The 17,583-nt window shown below is 44.8% G+C and carries 15 protein-coding genes; 5 read left to right on the forward strand and 10 right to left on the reverse strand.

Annotated features, from left to right (window positions below):
* Positions 1-72: 72 nt before the first annotated feature.
* The 4 genes from dnaB to recN all read right to left on the reverse strand — a co-directional run bounded on the left by dnaB (position 73) and on the right by recN (position 4,781).
* Positions 73-1,614, reverse strand: a complete 1,542-nt coding sequence (gene dnaB, locus H8S64_RS07730) for a replicative DNA helicase (RefSeq protein ID WP_099292663.1) — start codon at positions 1,612-1,614, stop codon at positions 73-75.
* Positions 1,615-1,635: 21 nt separating this feature from the next.
* Positions 1,636-2,208, reverse strand: coding sequence for a 3'-5' exonuclease (locus H8S64_RS07735; protein ID WP_099292664.1), 573 nt, complete (start codon positions 2,206-2,208; stop codon positions 1,636-1,638).
* Between the two features lie 67 nt (positions 2,209-2,275).
* A complete protein-coding gene (locus H8S64_RS07740) occupies positions 2,276-3,112 on the reverse strand; it encodes an enoyl-ACP reductase FabI (protein ID WP_186975625.1) in 837 nt (278 codons plus the stop codon).
* A 10-nt stretch (positions 3,113-3,122) separates the two neighbouring features.
* Positions 3,123-4,781, reverse strand: a complete 1,659-nt coding sequence (gene recN, locus H8S64_RS07745; protein ID WP_186975626.1) for a DNA repair protein RecN — start codon at positions 4,779-4,781, stop codon at positions 3,123-3,125.
* 117 nt (positions 4,782-4,898) lie between these two features.
* Between recN and nusB the strand changes: the two genes are divergently transcribed.
* Positions 4,899-5,846 carry a transcription antitermination factor NusB gene (gene nusB, locus H8S64_RS07750; protein ID WP_222621160.1) on the forward strand — a complete coding sequence of 316 codons (948 nt, stop codon included), beginning with the start codon at positions 4,899-4,901 and terminating at the stop codon, positions 5,844-5,846.
* Positions 5,847-5,999: 153 nt separating this feature from the next.
* Here nusB and H8S64_RS07755 read toward each other — a convergent pair whose 3' ends face one another.
* The 6 genes from H8S64_RS07755 to H8S64_RS07780 all read right to left on the reverse strand — a co-directional run bounded on the left by H8S64_RS07755 (position 6,000) and on the right by H8S64_RS07780 (position 12,544).
* Positions 6,000-6,266 (reverse strand): HU family DNA-binding protein, encoded by a 267-nt coding sequence (locus H8S64_RS07755; RefSeq protein ID WP_186975627.1) that lies wholly within the window; start codon positions 6,264-6,266, stop codon positions 6,000-6,002.
* A gap of 291 nt (positions 6,267-6,557) precedes the next feature.
* Positions 6,558-7,121: an LOG family protein gene (locus H8S64_RS07760; RefSeq protein WP_186975628.1), complete on the reverse strand. Its 564-nt coding sequence runs from the start codon at positions 7,119-7,121 to the stop codon at positions 6,558-6,560.
* Between the two features lie 96 nt (positions 7,122-7,217).
* Entirely contained in the window at positions 7,218-9,176 is a 1,959-nt protein-coding gene (gyrB, locus tag H8S64_RS07765; protein ID WP_186975824.1) for a DNA topoisomerase (ATP-hydrolyzing) subunit B, read from the reverse strand.
* 559 nt (positions 9,177-9,735) lie between these two features.
* Positions 9,736-10,560 carry a hypothetical protein gene (locus H8S64_RS07770; RefSeq protein ID WP_186975629.1) on the reverse strand — a complete coding sequence of 275 codons (825 nt, stop codon included), beginning with the start codon at positions 10,558-10,560 and terminating at the stop codon, positions 9,736-9,738.
* A complete protein-coding gene (locus H8S64_RS07775) occupies positions 10,557-11,240 on the reverse strand; it encodes a hypothetical protein (protein WP_186975630.1) in 684 nt (227 codons plus the stop codon). Before H8S64_RS07775 ends, H8S64_RS07770 begins: the two co-directional genes overlap by 4 nt.
* A 104-nt stretch (positions 11,241-11,344) precedes the next feature.
* Positions 11,345-12,544, reverse strand: coding sequence for a hypothetical protein (locus tag H8S64_RS07780; protein WP_186975631.1), 1,200 nt, complete (start codon positions 12,542-12,544; stop codon positions 11,345-11,347).
* A 495-nt stretch (positions 12,545-13,039) separates the two neighbouring features.
* On the opposite strand from H8S64_RS07780, the gene H8S64_RS07785 reads away from it, so the two are divergent.
* From H8S64_RS07785 to H8S64_RS07800, 4 genes are all read left to right on the forward strand, one after another.
* Positions 13,040-14,350, forward strand: a complete 1,311-nt coding sequence (locus H8S64_RS07785) for an anaerobic C4-dicarboxylate transporter family protein (RefSeq protein WP_186975632.1) — start codon at positions 13,040-13,042, stop codon at positions 14,348-14,350.
* 34 nt (positions 14,351-14,384) lie between these two features.
* Positions 14,385-15,446 carry an L-asparaginase 2 gene (ansB, locus tag H8S64_RS07790; RefSeq protein WP_186975633.1) on the forward strand — a complete coding sequence of 354 codons (1,062 nt, stop codon included), beginning with the start codon at positions 14,385-14,387 and terminating at the stop codon, positions 15,444-15,446.
* Positions 15,447-15,521: 75 nt separating this feature from the next.
* Positions 15,522-16,679, forward strand: coding sequence for a porin (locus H8S64_RS07795; RefSeq protein ID WP_186975634.1), 1,158 nt, complete (start codon positions 15,522-15,524; stop codon positions 16,677-16,679).
* Between the two features lie 148 nt (positions 16,680-16,827).
* The gene (locus H8S64_RS07800) at positions 16,828-17,520 is read left to right on the forward strand and encodes a YiaD family glycine zipper/OmpA-like lipoprotein (RefSeq protein WP_186975635.1); all 693 of its coding nucleotides are present in this window, start codon (positions 16,828-16,830) and stop codon (positions 17,518-17,520) included.
* Positions 17,521-17,583: the final 63 nt, after the last annotated feature.

The raw sequence follows: 17,583 nt of genomic DNA on the forward strand, positions 1-17,583 counted from the left end.
AGGAGGAGATAGAATAGTTATCGTCTTCGGGAATCCTTTCATTTTCAATTTTCAATTCTCCATTTTCAATTATTAGAAAGGTGCAGCCCCACTGTTACCACCGCTCTCGAAACTCTTTCCCCCGTCCCGGAAATCCGTATCGAGGGGCGGCATTTGCGGAGCGGCATCCTCGTTCATACGGGAACCGAAAGTAACGGTTTTTACCGTTGAACCACCGGATGCAAAAGGAGAAACCTCTTCCAGATCGCAGAACTGAGCCAACTCGTTACGGAAGCGCAATTGAATCTCCCCCACGGCACCGTTACGATGCTTGGCGATAATGATATCGGCAATCCCTTTCAAGCTGTTTCCCATACTGTCTTCCATGATCCCGTAACGTTCGGGGCGATGGATAAAAAGCACCATATCGGCATCCTGCTCGATGGCTCCCGACTCACGCAAGTCGGACAACATCGGTTTCTTGGCATCTCCCGTACGTTGCTCCACGCCGCGGTTCAACTGCGACAAGGCAATCACGGGTATATTCAACTCCTTGGCGATAATCTTCAACTGCCGGGAAATCATACTTACCTCCTGCTCCCGGTTTCCTCGCATATCGGCTCCCGCCGTCATCAACTGCAAGTAGTCGATAATCAACACCTTGATACCATAACGCTGCTGCAAACGACGGCATTTTGCCCGTAACTCGAAAATAGAAAGAGCCGGAGTATCGTCTACATATATAGGAGCCTTTATCAACGCTTTGATTTTCGCGTGTAACTGTTGCCACTCGTCTTCGGACAAACGTCCGTTCCGAATCTTTTCGGAGCCCAACTCGGTTTCACTGGCAATCAAACGATTGACCAACTGCACCGAAGACATCTCCAAAGAGAACAAGGCGATAGGCTGGTTATGGTTTACCGCCATATTCCGGGTCATGGACAACACGAATGCCGTCTTACCCATAGAAGGACGCGCGGCAATAATCACGAGGTCGGAAGGTTGCCAGCCGGAAGTAACTTCATCCAATGCCGTGAAACCGGAAGGCACACCACTCAATCCGTCGGGACGATTCCCGGCAATCTCGATTCCCTTGATGGCTTCATCAATCAAAGCGTTAATAGCCGTCGTCTCCTTCTTGATGTTTCCCTCGGCAATCTCGAATACCTGCTTTTGTGCCATATCCACCAGGTCGGCAACATCCGTGGCATCGTCATAAGCCTTATTCTGGATATCCGTGCATACGCGAATCAACTCCCGCTGGATATACTTTTGCACGATAATGCGAGCGTGAAACTCAATGTGGGCGGCAGAAGCCACCTTGGAAGTCAACTGTGCCAGATAATAATAACCGCCAATCTCTTCCAGTTCTCCCAACCGCTTCATCTCCTCGCTCACGGTCAGAATATCCACCGGCTCGTTATTCAAGGACAGATTCTGGATTCCGCGATATATCTTCTGGTGCGCCTCTTTATAGAAACAATCCGGCTTCAAAAAGTCGCTCACGGTAATAAAAGCATCTTTTTCCAACATCAGAGAACCCAGTATCGCCTCTTCCAAATCAACCGCTTGCGGCGGCATCTTCCCGTAATCCGATTGTAATGATTTATAATTATATTCCTGCTTTTTAGCCATACGTTTTTTTATTTATTTTCCTCACATCACCTTGAGTTCCTTCAACTTCCAGAAACACCGCACGGTAGCCCTCACGTCAGCCAACGCGTCATGAGCGTTCTCGAATCCCTCGCCGAACAACACTTGATGCAACTCGGACAACTTCGGGGACTTGAATCCTTGCTTCCCGCCCGGCAGCTTGCAATATTTCGTGGATGATTTCATCGTGCAATACTTCGGCTTCAAAAACATCGAACTCATGATTCGTTTACGCTCAAACTCCGCGCCCACGATACACTCGTCGAAACTGATGTTATGACCGACCATCGCGTACGCCTCGTCTATTTTATCTGAAAAAACTTCCAGAACAGACAGCAGTTCTTTACCTTCGGCCTGCGCTTTCGCCGTCGTTATCCCGTGCACCCGGGACGCTTCTGCCGGAATCAAAAATCCTTCCGGTTTCACAATGTCACTCCGTTCTTCAATAATATTCCCTTTCTCATCGCACATAATCCACGCCAACTGCACCATACGAGGCCAATTATCCAAGTCGGTTATGGGAGCATTCCACCGTTGTGGAAGTCCCGTCGTTTCCGTGTCAAAAAATAAAAACATCTTTTCTATATCCGATTTATGATTTCCGATTTATGATTTTCTACTATCACAAACCGGAAATCCGATTTTATTTTGAATTATCGTTTTCAAAACTCTTGTTGTACTGGTGCATTGCCCGATAACTCATACCCATACTGGAGAATCCGCCGTCATGGAAAAGATTCTGCATGGTAACCTTGCGGGTAAGGTCGGAAAACAAGGTAATACAATAATTGGCACATTCGTCGGCATCGGCATTCCCTAGCGGGGACATACGCTCGGCAAAATCAATCAACGAATCGAAACCTTTGATACCGCTACCTGCCGTGGTCATCGTCGGGGATTGGGAAATCGTGTTCACGCGTACCCGCTTTTCCCGCCCGTAAATATACCCGAAACTGCGGGCAATAGACTCCAGCATCGCTTTGGCATCCGCCATATCGTTGTACTCGAACATGGTTCTTTGCGCGGCCACGTACGAGAGCGCTACCACGGAACCCCACTCGTTCATGGCATCCAGCTTCTTCGCGGTCTGTAATACCTTATGAAACGATACGGCTGAAATATCCAACGTCTTCTGCAAAAAGTCGTAATCCAAATTATCGTAAGAGCGTTTCTTTCTCACGTTCAAAGACATTGCCACGGAGTGCAGGATAAAATCAATCTTTCCACCCAACAAATCCATCGACGCTTGAAACAATTGTTCCAAATCCTGCTCGCTAGTAGCATCTGCCGGAATCAAAGGAATATTATTCTGTTCCGCGAACTCCTTCACCTTTCCCATACGAATAGATAATTCCGTGTTCGTCAAAACGATTTGCGCCCCCTCTTCCAAACATTTCTCCGCTACTTTCCAAGCGATAGACATCTCGTTCAACGCGCCGAAAATAATTCCTTTCTTTCCTTTCAATAAATTGTAACTCATAAATATTAAATTAAAATTGTTCCCGTAATAACCGGGCATTTTCCAAAGCTGCCTCACTCACCACGCTTCCGCTAATCATCCCGGCTATTTCGGTCACCCGTTCTTCCTCTGTTAAACGGCGAATCCGCGAAATAGTTCCCGCGTGATCATCTTCCTTGTACACTTTAAAATGACTATCTCCCGCCGCCGCTATCTGGGGCAAGTGCGAGATACTGATTACCTGCATACGGGCAGCCATTTCCTTCATCATGGCAGCCATCCGGTGGGCAATCTCACCGGACACACCCGTGTCTATCTCGTCAAAAATAATAACAGGCAACTGTTTCGTCCGGGACAATATATACTTCAAAGACAACATCAAGCGTGAAATCTCTCCCCCGGAAGCGACTTTTGACAATTCACCCGGCTCTTGATTCTTGTTCGCCGAGAACAGGAAAGTAACCTCATCTTTTCCCGTCGGGGTAAAATGCTCCACGGGAACAATCCCGACTTTAAACGAGGCGTGCTTGATACCCAACCCCACTAACAACCCCTGCATCTCCTCCCGCAATTTCCCTTCCGAATCCACCCGGGCAGCGTGAATCTTCCGAGCCAGAACCTCCATTTCCGCTTCCAACGCGGCAATTCGCGTATCCAACTCTTCGACGCGGGTAGAAAAAGATTGTATACCTTTCAATCTCTCCCGCAAAGTGTCTTTCAAAGCGATTAAATCCTCCGTCCGTTCCACTTTATGCTTGTGCAGAAGGTCATACATCACCCCGAGCCTGTCATTTATCACGTCCACGCGTCCGGGATTATATTCCACCCGTTCGGCAACCCGTTCCGCCTCATCAGCGATATCCTCCAACTCGACAATCACCGAATGTAATCGCTGACCGTAATCCGTTGCCTCCTTCACCACTTCATCCAAAGCGGCTATTCTATTCCGTATACCTTTCAATGTTTGAATAACAGGCGCATCCGACTCCGTCAACGCGTAAGTAGCCTCGGAAAAGACACTTTTTATAGTTTCGGCATGATTCAAAACGGCCAATTCGTCTTCCAACTCCTGTTGTTCCCCTTCCCTCAAATTCGCCTCATCCAGCTGGTTAAACTGGAATTTCAAATAATCCTCCTCCTGCTCGGCTTCCCGTGCCTGCCGCTTCACCTGTTCCAACTCCGAGAGCAACGACTGACGGGATGCATATTTCATCCTGTACTCTTTCAACAAAGACTGATTGCCGCAAAAAGCATCCAGAATCTCCAATTGATATTCCGGCTGCCCAATCAACAAAGACTGGTGCTGGGAATGCACGTCAATCAAGAAACTCCCGAATTCCTTCAAAACCTTATTATTCACGGGCGTATCATTGATAAACGAACGGGACTTTCCGTCCGCGTTCAATTCCCGGCGTACCACCACCTCGTCATCATAATCCAAGTCATTATCCTCGAACCACTGCCGCAAATGATACCCCGCGACATCATACGTGATTTCCACGATACATTTCTTGTCCTTATCCATGATAGCCGAAGCATCGGCTCGCTGTCCGAGAGTCAACCCAATAGCCCCCAACAAAATAGATTTCCCGGCACCTGTTTCCCCCGTGATAATCGTAAACCCTTTCTCCAACTCCAGATCCGTCTTGTCAATCAGAGCGTAATTTACTATATGTATATGTCGTATCATCTTTAATCCTTTACTGCATAATCCGTGCGAAAGTAACGAATAATTTTCAATTATCAATTTCCAATTTTCAATTAAATTCGTACTTTTGTGCCCGATATAACAATAGTTCTTTATAAAATGACAAGCAGAAGATTAATTAGAATTAAAGTTTTACAGCTTTTATATTCTTACACGAAGAAAGAGGGAGTGACAATCACGGAAGTGGAACGGGATTTGTTCAAGAGTATTACAAAGAGTACAGACTTGTATTACCACGTCTTCCTTCTGATTACAGAGATCCAACGTCACGCGTTTCTAAAAATAGATGCCGCCCGCAATCGAAAGCTTGCATCCCACAAGGACTTAAACCCGAACACCCGGTTCATTGATAACCCGGTAATCAACCAAATAGCCGAAAACCGGAAATTCAAAACATACGTTTCAACCAATCTCGTTTCATTAAACGAGTGTCAAGACGTGGTAGTTTCCTTACACAACAAACTGGTAGAAACCGACTTCTTTAACCTGTACATGAACAAACCGACCGTTACTTATGACGACCACAAGCAACTCGTGTTGGACATGATTTCAGAACTTATTGCCGTTGACGAAGACTTCGAGCAGGCAATGGAAGAGAAAAACATCTTCTGGAACGACGATTTCGAACTGGTGTTAAGCATCGTCTACAAGACAGTTAAAAACATGAGAGAAAGTTATTCGGAAAACACCGTTTTCTTTATCTCGTTATATAATGAAGAAGAAGACTTGGATTTTGCCAAAACCCTGTTCCGGAAGTCTATCCTCGACATGAAAGAGAACATGGAAATCATCGATCAGTTTACCGCCAACTGGGAATTAGACCGTATTTCCGAAATGGATAAATTGATCATGGACATCGCCATCGCCGAGTTAAAATATTTCCCGTCTATCCCGGTAAAAGTTACTCTGGACGAGTTTATTGAAATATCCAAAAACTACTGTTCGCCCAAAAGTAGCAGTTTCATCAACGGGGTACTGGATAAAGTAGTTATCTTGCTCAAAGAGAAAAATCAAATCAAAAAGATTGGTAGAGGATTAATGGAATAAACAAGAAGCTATCCGGATAATACCACGACTAGGGCAAACGCGTCAAAACGCTTTTTGCCCTTAGGTTTATTAAATTACGGGTACGCATAATACGTACCGCATACAAGAGGCATTTTTCTACGCCTTTCGTTATTCTACCGGGCTAAAATTGTTTTATTTTAAACCAGTGCCTTTCGCTATTTTAAAGCGGACAACTTTTTTCTCCGGAATCGTCATAATTTTCTTTGTTGCAACATTATAGCCATTGCGAGCATCATATTTTTTTATGGAAAACTTTCCAAAATTCAACATGGATACAGCCTCATCATTTCTAAGACTCTCTAAAATTGTTTCAAGAATTGACGATACAACTATTCCTGCTGTTTTCTGTGACACTCCGCTCTTTTTAGCCGCAATCCTAATTAATTCATGTTTGTTCATATTATCCTCACTTTTTATTATTTCATTTTGCAAACTTAAATATTAAAAAAGAAAAAACAAACGATTTTGTTCAATATACCCCTAAATAGTGGTCAATACTAAAACCAACCACGTGTTCATACCGAAAATCTAAATCATATTATTTCACGCCAAATTAATAAAGGGTGACCAAAATCACCCTTTACATTCTAAACTAAACTAACCAAACTTTTGTATCACTACAATAGTCAACTCATACGCTATATTAGCACTGTAAATATAGTCCATAAATATTAAAAAAACAACTATTTCCTAATATTTACTTGAAAATTCTTTCGCCTTGTATTTTTTAATATAAGCCAGGGCTTCTTCAACATCATTCACGACCGTGTACAAACCATCGTAAGCATTTGATACAAAACCTTCTTTTCGAATATTATTGATAAACAAAAAAAAGTATTCATAGAAATCATTCGTGTTAATAAAGACAATCGGCTTGTTGTGAACACCTAATTGTTTCAAGGTAATTACCTCCGTGATTTCTTCCAAAGTACCCCATCCGCCGGGCAAAGCGATAAACGCGTCGGCTTGCTCCCGCATCATACTTTTCCGTTCTTTCATATCGGGAGCAACTATCAATTCCGTTATCCCTTGAGCCGACACGCCGCGGTCAACGATACATCGCGGAATAATTCCCGTTACCTTCCCTCCTGCTTTCTTCGCCGCGTCCGAAACCTCCCGCATCAACCCGCAATTCGTCCCGCCATACAGCAACTCCCAGCCATTCTTCACGATCTCCTCCCCCAATTCGGCCGCCGCCTCGAAATACACGCTCTCCATCTTTTCAGAAGAAGCACAAAACACACAAACTCTCATAAAACCAGATATATAGAAATCAAATACTAAAATTACAGGTTGCAGGACAGTCACAAACCTGTAACCTGTCAACCTGCAACCTGTAACATTGACACCCTAGGCGTCAATATTCGCGTACGTGGCGTTCTGCTCGATAAATTGTCTACGAGGCGGCACGTCATCTCCCATAAGCATGGAGAAAATACGATCCGCTTCAGCAGCATTCTCTATCGTCACCTGACGCAGGATTCGCGCTTCAGGCGACATAGTCGTATCCCATAGCTGTTCCGCGGTCATCTCACCCAAACCTTTGTAGCGCTGGATATGCAAACTGCTCTCCTTTCCGCCTCCCATTTCTTGAATCAACTGCAAACGTTGCTCGTCCGTCCAGCAATAACGTTGCTCTTTTCCTTTCTTCACGGAGAAAAGAGGTGGGGTAGCGATATATAGATAACCACTTTCGATCACGGGTTTCATATAGCGGAAGAACAAAGTCATAATCAAAGTAGCGATATGCGCCCCGTCGACGTCGGCATCCGCCATGATCACGATCTTGTGGTAACGCAATTTCTCGAGATTCACGGCCTTGCTGTCCTCTGCCGTACCGATCGTGATACCCAACGCTTGGAATATAATTTTAATTTCGTCACTCTCCCATACCCGATGAGCCAACGCTTTCTCCACGTTCAGTATCTTACCGCGCAAAGGCAGGATAGCTTGAAATTTACGGTCACGTCCTTGTTTTGCCGTACCCCCTGCAGAATCTCCCTCGACGAGGAATATCTCGCAGTTCTCCGGGTTATTATCCGAACAGTCCGCCAGTTTACCGGGAAGCCCGGAACCGGAAAGTACCGTTTTCCGCTGTACCAGCTCACGTGCCTTGCGAGCCGCGTGACGGGCTTGTGCAGCGAGAATCACCTTGTCCACGATCGAACGGGCATCTTTCGGGTGCTCTTCCAGATAATTGGCCAGAGCCGTACTTACCGCTTGAGCCACCGCCGTACCCACTTCCGTGTTACCCAACTTGGTTTTTGTCTGTCCCTCGAATTGCGGTTCAGCCACTTTCACGGAAATAATGGCAGTCAGACCTTCACGGAAGTCATCCCCGTTAATATCAAACTTCAATTTACTCAACGCGCCGGAATTGTCGGCATACGTCTTCAACGTCTGCATGATTCCCCTGCGGAAGCCGGCAAGGTGAGTACCACCCTCCATCGTGTTGATATTATTCACGTAAGAGAACACGTTTTCCTTGAACTCCGTGTTATAATGCATAGCCACCTCGATCGGGATACCGTTTTTCTCGGTCGTGATATGAATGGTTTCGTCAATCAGTTTTTCACGATTGGCATCCAGATATTCCACGAACTCGCTCAATCCTTTTTCGGAATAGAAAATTTCGGATTTAAACTCGTTCGTGTCGGGATCAATCACCCGTTTATCCGTCAAAGACAAACGAATACCCCGGTTCAAATAAGCCAATTCCCGCAAACGGGCGGCCAATATATCATATTTATATTCCGTTACATAAAAGATCGAATCATCCGGCTTGAAAGTAATCGTCGTACCGGTACGATCGGTTTCACCGATAATCTTCACGTCTTCCAAAGGCACACCTTTGGAATATTCTTGAAACCAGATACTCCCTTCCCGGTAAATCGTGGCGGTTAATTTGATAGAAAGAGCGTTCACACAAGACACACCCACGCCATGTAAACCACCGGAAACCTTGTAAGATCCTTTATCGAACTTACCCCCGGCGTGCAAAATCGTCAACACGACCTCAAGCGCAGAACGATTCTCTTTCTGGTTCATTCCCGTGGGAATACCGCGACCGTCATCACTAACTGTTATCGAGTCATCCTCGTTAATCGTTACTTCGATATTTTTACAATAACCGGCTAACGCCTCGTCTATCGAGTTGTCAACCACCTCATACACCAAATGATGCAACCCCTTCGTGTTCACATCACCAATATACATGGAAGGACGCATACGCACGGCCTCCAACCCCTCCAACACCTGAATACTGTCAGCCGAATACTCGTTATTCATCGGCTCTAATTCTTCATTCATGTTCTGCTCTATTTCTTCACTCATATTTAATGGTTTTCTATATTTTCAAATATCTCTAAATCCCTCTCCGTCAAGCTTTCCATTGTGTTTCCACAAAACGTACAAATATAGTAAAAATATGCCGGAATATCGAACTTTTAACGAGATATTTTCACCCTTTAAACCAACTTTCCCAAACTCGTGACTCACCTCTTTTCAAGTGAGAACATCGCCGCATATTTACTTTCCGTTTTCCGTGCATTAACCGTATTTAACAGTGAGATAACAGTATAATAATATAAATATTCAATGTATTAAATTAGTAGTTTCTTTATATCATCTCCTATTCAACTCCTATTCATCTCCCATTTAATTCCTATTCCAAAGGGATAAAAATAGTATTTTAATAGGGAATGAATATGATTTAATACATATTTGATATATCTTAAATACATATATTATATTAATAATATATAGGTTATCCACGGGTTATACCGGGATAATAGTACAATAAGACCACCATAGACTAGCCATGATGGTCAAAAAAACATTCCGAATTTATAGATTTTTTGTTCTGTCCTTACCGGGAAAATGAAACATATTCCAAACTTATCACCCGCGTAACATTCGGATAATCCCGTCGGTATTGTTCTGTAAAATCCTCTCCCATCCACGCTTGGACAGGTCCTAAGTCTCTTGCAACAGACTTACCCTCGAACAATTCATCCCCGTGAATCATTTTACCCGCTTCGGATTCGCCTCCTTCCGGTAGTCCTTTTACAGGCAACTCGTACACGTGTGTCACGCCATTGTATTCAAACGTCAATCGTTCCGGCTTCACATTCCTATCCCACACGAATGTCCCCGGGTAACTCTCATCGTTTGACGTCCCCGGGTAAACGACAAGTTTTCCTTCATATCGCGTAGAACTCCATTTCTCCTGCATCAATCCATATCGTCCGCCCTCTGAAACCGGAAACTTCGCCCGCAATTCTTCCTCGAGCATCTCTTTTACATCCGCGTCCTCCGTTTCCACGTAAACGGCAACACGCTTGACCTCCAAGGCTCGTTTTTTTGCTTCCACGTGAAGCGGAAGCTTTATTTGTTCCCCGGCACGATCCGCCAACGTAATTTCCGTATCGCCCAGACGATAAGCCCGAACTTCCATCACATCCTTATCAACACTGACATCAGCGATCTCTTTATTCCCGGAAACCACCGAATATTCGCCGTCACCGCCACTTACCCGAATCCAACTTTCCCCGACACTAACATTCACTTCCGTCAATGTATTCACACCGGATGGATCCAAAATCTTCAACGATTCATCCTTATCGTCACTACATGATGTAAATACAAACACCAAATTCAATAAAACAGGTAAACAAACGCCTGCAATTCTCATAACTTCCGATTTAAACCGTCCGGTAAATTCTTGAAATATTGTTCCAAACGAATAAACTGATCTTTTATCAACGAGTAATCCATCCCCTCGACCTTTTTCCGGTACATGGAGAAAAGTTCCAATGTCCTACGCCTGTCCCTCGTCTTGATATAATGCAGGCATATCCCGTGCAGAATGCGCTCACCTGTCCATACCGACAAAGCCGGACAACCGGACACGTTATATATATCCAATACCTTCTCCAACTTCTCGTAATCGTTCATCTCCTTGAAAAAAGACAAACCCACGCTCTCGAATTCAACGATCCATTTCTGCACGATAGAATCGAGTTTGGCGATTCTCATTTCAAACCACGGCTTATCTTCCAACGGAATCCCCAGATATTTATACGCCCATCCCACGTCGAGCACACCACAAGTCGGCATACATCCCGACTCTAAAGTTGCCTCGCTAAACAAACGGGAAACTTTCTTGCTCGTCACAAAATACTCTGTTCGCAATGATACATGATCGTCACCCCAATCCGTGAAACGCAGATTGCACTCGTTTTTCCATTCCCTGTTCTCGTGAACAAACGAGTTCTTTGACCTTAGAAAATGGTAACCGTGCTTTTCCATGGTAGGAAGGATATCCTCTATAAAAAGTTCCTTAATACCCTCGATCTTAATTTTCATGTGCATATGCTAACCCCTATTTATTGCCAGATCCGTAATTCATTATCAAGTACAAAGAGAATAAAATTTTCTTTATTTTACTACATAAAAGATTATAAAGTTTACAAAGTTTATTTTTTCTCCACGATTAATTCTGCCACGAAGCGACTTTCTTCATCAACCGGAGTCAGATTGATATACCCTGAAACGACCTTCCCGTGATGAATTTCCAACGGAAACATTTTCCGTCGCTCTTCTGCGGAACCGCGGATTTCTCCCGCCTTGGCTGAAAAACGAATACAGAAACGACCTTCCGCTCCCTCCGCCAAATGCCGTTGTAACTGTAAAGCGACAATCCCCATGTTGTAGCGTAAATTGATTTCCACGCATGGCTGTACCCGGTATCGTCCCTCTTCGTCTTGATAAATCATCATATCCACGCCCAAATATCCCGTGTATATCCCTCGATACTGTTCGAGCAAGGCTTCCGTCAAAAGTTCCCGGACACGTTCCAATACCTCCTCGTCCGCGTAAGCCGATATCATGCCCCGCAATCGGCTTTCCGACGCGACGACATTTCCCTCGTATTCCCCCCGCTTACCGGTTTTAAACACGGAAAATCCTAAATATTGCAATTGAAAATCATTATCCATCTTGAACTCCATGGCGAAATCAAGTATTCGATTCAAACGCTTCTCGACCATCACGAATCCTTGCTTATGCAACATTCCGGAAACAATCTCTTCTTCTTTCTTCGTGAACTCTCCCCGCGGTATAAATAATATACCTTTCCCGGAAGACGACCATGGTGCCTTCACCACTACACTTTCCTCGCCGGTGATCTCCCGAATGGCATCCAAGGAAGAACATTGCCGGGGTACGACCGTCGCTTCGACCAACGGTAACCGTTGCCGGATAAACTCCAAACATTCGCGAGCCCTTTGCCTGCTATACAACTCCCGTCGTTCATCGTTCCATTCCGCCATAACACCTTGCCGGAATCGCTCACCGCAACGGGTTTTCAACTCGCCCAGTAAATTATGTACCCTAGGACTCCACCCCCACGGGCGAACTTCCCGGAAAGACAATAAACACGCTCTATCCCAAAGAATCGGCTTGCACGTCAAACCGAATACTTCCCGTCTTCTCTCCAAGAAATCATATCCCGGTAGCCGGGATACCAGAACATAATCCTCTTCCCCCGTCAAATACGCCATCAAAAAAGAAAGATTATCCGCCATCACAGCGATATTCGCTTTCGGCGTGTAACCATTGGTGCCGTTAGCAACAGAAATCTCGTTATCCGGATTAAACAGGTACAGATCTTGCATATATTCCAAAATTTATAGCAAAAATAATACTTTCGGATGAATATAGAAAGGACGTAGAGTTTATAAAGTTTATAAGGTTTATAAGGTTCATAAAGTTCATTGACCCTGCGGGCGCTTTGCCCACGGCAGCTCACGCTGCCGTTAAGCTTTGTCCGAAGGACACCCGTGACTTTATAAACTTTATGAACTTTATGAACTTTATAAACCTCATAGACTCTATCTGTCTTTATTCTAGCTCAATACCCCCTTCCATAAAGCCCTAAAAGCAATCATTTATTTATAAGAAATTGAAAGTTTGGCATACAAATTGACTATATGCATTTGTTAATTTTAAACATTATAATATCTATTATCGGATTATTATTTTAACGAGAAAACCTTTTATTGTAACTAATTGTTGATAAAAATGTGAAACCTTCTTGTTAAGAAAACCGTAAAGTATGGGTGTTGAAATTAGAATAATTGCATTATTAAACATTAAAATAAAGAAAAGAGATGATTTTACAATTAGCTTTCGTTTTAACGGCAATCATCATCGGAGCGCGTCTAGGCGGTGTCGGGTTGGGTGTTATGGGCGGAATCGGGCTGGGGATTTTAACATTCGTGTTCGGACTGCAACCAACAGCCCCTCCTATTGATGTCATGCTCATGATCGTGGCGGTAATATCAGCCGCGGCCGCCATGCAAGCCGCCGGAGGACTCGATTTAATGGTTAAGGTCGCCGAACGCTTACTCAGAAAGAACCCCGCGCACGTGACGATTTTAAGTCCGCTCGTGACTTACGCCTTTACATTCATCGCCGGAACAGGACACGTGGCTTACTCCGTGCTCCCGGTTATCGCCGAGGTCGCGACAGAAACGAAAATCCGACCGGAACGTCCGCTCGGGATTGCAGTCATCGCGTCACAACAGGCTATCACGGCAAGTCCTATCTCGGCTGCCACGGTTGCCCTACTCGGGCTATTAGCCGGTTTCGATATTACGTTGTTCGATATTCTGAAAATCACGATTCCCGCCACCTTGATCGGCGTGCTTGTAGGGGCATTCTTCTCCATGCGGGTGGGTAAAGAGCTTGTTGATGACCCGGAATACCAAAAACGTTTGAAAGAAGGTGTATTCAACGATAAGAAATACGAGTTGAAGGACGTGGCCAACAAAAAGAAGGCAAGTCTATCCGTTCTCGTGTTTATCCTCGCTACCGTATTTATCGTGCTTTTCGGTTCATTCGACAACTTACGCCCTTCCTTCATGATTGACGGGAACCAAGTATTACTGGATATGCCGGCAATCATCGAGATTCTGATGCTGTCTGCCGCGGCGCTTATCTTGCTGGTAACCCGCACGGACGGGTTGAAAGCCGCGCAAGGTTCCGTGTTCGGGGCAGGGATGCAAGCCGTCGTGGCAATCTTCGGTATAGCGTGGATGGGTGATACATTCCTGCAAGGCAATATGGCTGAATTGAAATCTTCCATCGAAGAAGTCGTAAGACAGATGCCGTGGTTGTTCGGTATAGCCTTGTTCGTCATGTCTATATTACTGTATAGTCAGGCTGCAACAGTCCGCGCTTTGATGCCTCTCGGGATCGCGTTGGGTATATCGCCTTATATGCTAATCGCCATGTTTCCCGCAGTAAACGGGTATTTCTTTATCCCGAACTACCCCACCGTGGTTGCCGCCATTAACTTTGACCGGACGGGTACCACCCGCATCGGGAAGTACGTGCTGAACCACTCGTTCATGATGCCCGGACTCGTTGCCACGGTTGTAGCCGTCGGGCTTGGATTGCTTTTTATTCAGATTTTCTAATAGTCTATATTATAGTAAATTTAAAACACAAGTTATGAAAATGTTTAGAAATTTAAGTTTGCTGGTAGCCTTGGTGCTATTTTCTGTTGCAACAACGTTTGCACAAAAGTTGCCTAACATACACATATTGGCAACAGGGGGTACTATCGCCGGAACAGGTGCCTCTTCTACCGGAACAAATTACACTGCCGGACAAGTAGCTATCGGGACATTGCTTTCAGCCGTTCCCGAAATTCAAAAGATTGCTAACGTAACCGGGGAACAAATCGTGAAGATTGGTTCTCAGGATATGACGGACGACGTGTGGTTGACTCTTGCCAAGACCATCAACAAATTATTGGCTAGAAAAGATATTGACGGTATCGTCATCACTCACGGAACCGACACGATGGAAGAAACGGCTTACTTCTTGAATTTGGTAGTGAAAAGCAACAAACCCGTCGTTCTTGTCGGGGCAATGCGTCCCTCTACCGCCCTCAGCGCAGACGGACCGTTGAATCTTTACAACGCCGTAGTTGTTGCCGGAGCGAAAGAATCCATCGGTAAAGGCGTACTGGTTGCCATGAACGGACTCGTTATCGGCGCGCAAAGCGTGCTTAAAATGAACACTATCGACGTGCAAACGTTCCAAGCACCGAACTCAGGGGCTCTCGGGTACATTTACAACGGTAAAGTATTCTATAACCAAGCCACGTTGAAAAAACACACCAGCCAATCCGTGTTCGACGTGACCAACTTAAACGCGCTTCCGAAAGTAGGTATCGTTTACAGCTACTCCAACATGGAAGGCGATGTTGTTAAAATGATGGCTAACAGCGGTTACAAGGGCATCATTCATGCCGGTTTGGGTAACGGTAACATTCACAAGAATGTATTCCCGGAACTGATTAGCGCGCGGAACAAAGGTATTCTTATCGTTCGTTCCACCCGTGTACCGACAGGTCCTACCACCCTTGATGCAGAAGTGGATGACAATCAATACAAGTTCATCGCTTCTCAAGAATTGAACCCCCAAAAGTCCCGTATTTTATTAATGTTAGCGTTGACGAAAACCAGTGATTGGAAACAAATCCAACAATACTTCAACGAATACTAACCAACTGAAAACAATACAGGTAGAAGGTCGTAGCCGCGTATAACGACACGACCTTCTACCATAACAAAGCAGAACATGAAAAAATTAGCCATATTAATAGTCGTTATGGGGTTCGGCGCGAGTGCATTCGCGCAAAGCTCTCCCAAGGAAAAAACACTTTTTGAACGAGTAAGCAATGTCGAGAAAAAAATCGACTGGTTCAACTTCTACCTGAATATGCAAGGGTCATTCGATGCCAGCTTCAATTATGACAGGAACGGATTGAGCGAAGCAGCTTTCAAGATGCGTCAATTCCGTATCGAGGCAAAAGGTAACATTACCCCGTGGTTGTCCTATCGCTGGCGGCAACGTTTGAACCGCGGTAATAACGGTAGCGGTACGATTGACAATATGCCGACCTCTATCGATATTGCCGGTATCGGGGTAAAACTAAACGACCAATTCTCTTTCTTCGCAGGAAAACAATGTGCCGCTTACGGGGGTATTGAATTTGACCTTAATCCTATTGAAATCTACGAGTATAGCGACATGATCGAGAACATGAGCAATTTCATGACCGGATTGAACATCGCTTACCAAGTTGATGATAATCATCAGATACAATTCCAAATTTTGGATAGCCGTAATAATTCATTTGAAGATACTTACGGAAAGAACCTTGAAGACGGAAGAGCCCCGTTACTTTATACCATAAACTGGAACGGTAGTTTATTCGACGGTTTCTACAAAACCCGTTGGTCTGCATCCATTATGTCCGAAGCAAAAGACAAACAAATGTATTACTACGCGTTAGGTAACGATTTTACCTTCTCCAAGAAAGTAAACGCATTCGTGGATTTCATGTATTCCGACGAGGACATTGACCGCAAAGGTATCATGACCGGTATCGTGGGACTAGAAGATGAACACAACGCTTTCAATGCCAAATACATGTCATTGGTAGCCAAGGTAAACTATCGTTTCTTACCGAAATGGAACGTTTTCATGAAAGGAATGTATGAAACCGCATCTATCTTCAAAGCTACCGAAAATGTAGAAAAAGGTAAATACCGCACCTCATACGGTTACTTGGCAGGTGTTGAATTCTACCCGATGGAATCCAATTTGCACTTCTTCTGTACTTTCGTGGGACGTAGCTACAATTTCACCGATCGCGCTAAAGTACTCGGTAAAAATAACTACAACACGCAAAGAGTAGAAGTCGGGTTTATTTATCAATTACCGATGTTCTAATACTTTAGTTTATAAAAAACAAGGAGGTGTGTCTGTGACATACCTCTTTTTTTATCCCCTTACCTTCACTTTATTTTGAAATTATTAAAATGGTATTACTTTTGCGGAGAAATTAACGAGTGAAACCAACATTTCAAATTAAATACATATGAAAAGGACTAATTTATTCACCATTTTAGCATTGAGCGGAAGTATCATTCTTTCCGGATGCGCTTCCATGAGTAACACGGGTAAAGGTGCGGCCATCGGTGCCGGTGGCGGTGCGGCACTTGGCGCAGGCATCGGTGCCTTGGTAGGTAAAGGCAAAGGTGCGGCTATCGGTGCAGCCATCGGCGGTGCAGTGGGAGCCGGAACGGGAGCCTTGATCGGGAAGAAGATGGACAAGCAAAAGAAAGAACTGGAAGCTATCGAAGGAGCAAAAGTAGAAACAGTTACCGATGCCAATGACTTGCAAGCGATCAAGGTAACTTTCGACAACGGTATTCTTTTTGCCACTAATTCCAGCCAATTAAGCAATTCATCCCGCGATGCTTTGACGAAATTCGCCAATTCACTCAAAAATTCTCCAGACACGGATGTTACAATCTACGGGCACACGGACAACACGGGTACCCGTGAAGTAAACGAAAGAATATCCAAACAACGCGCGGACGCGGTAGCCAACTTCCTCGTGGGCAACGGTATTTCTCGCGCCCGTATCACAACCGAGGGACTTGCGTTTGACCAACCCGTCGCGGACAACAGTACAGCCGAGGGACGCGCGCAAAACCGCCGGGTGGAAATATACATCACGGCTAACGCCAACATGATTAAACAAGCAGAAGCAGGAACATTACAATAGAAAACTAAAAGATAAAAGTTAAAAACTAAAAGTTTGAGATAGCTTGAGGCTACTTCCCAACTT

This window comes from Butyricimonas hominis, assembly GCF_014287455.1.
Classification (GTDB): domain Bacteria; phylum Bacteroidota; class Bacteroidia; order Bacteroidales; family Marinifilaceae; genus Butyricimonas; species Butyricimonas muris.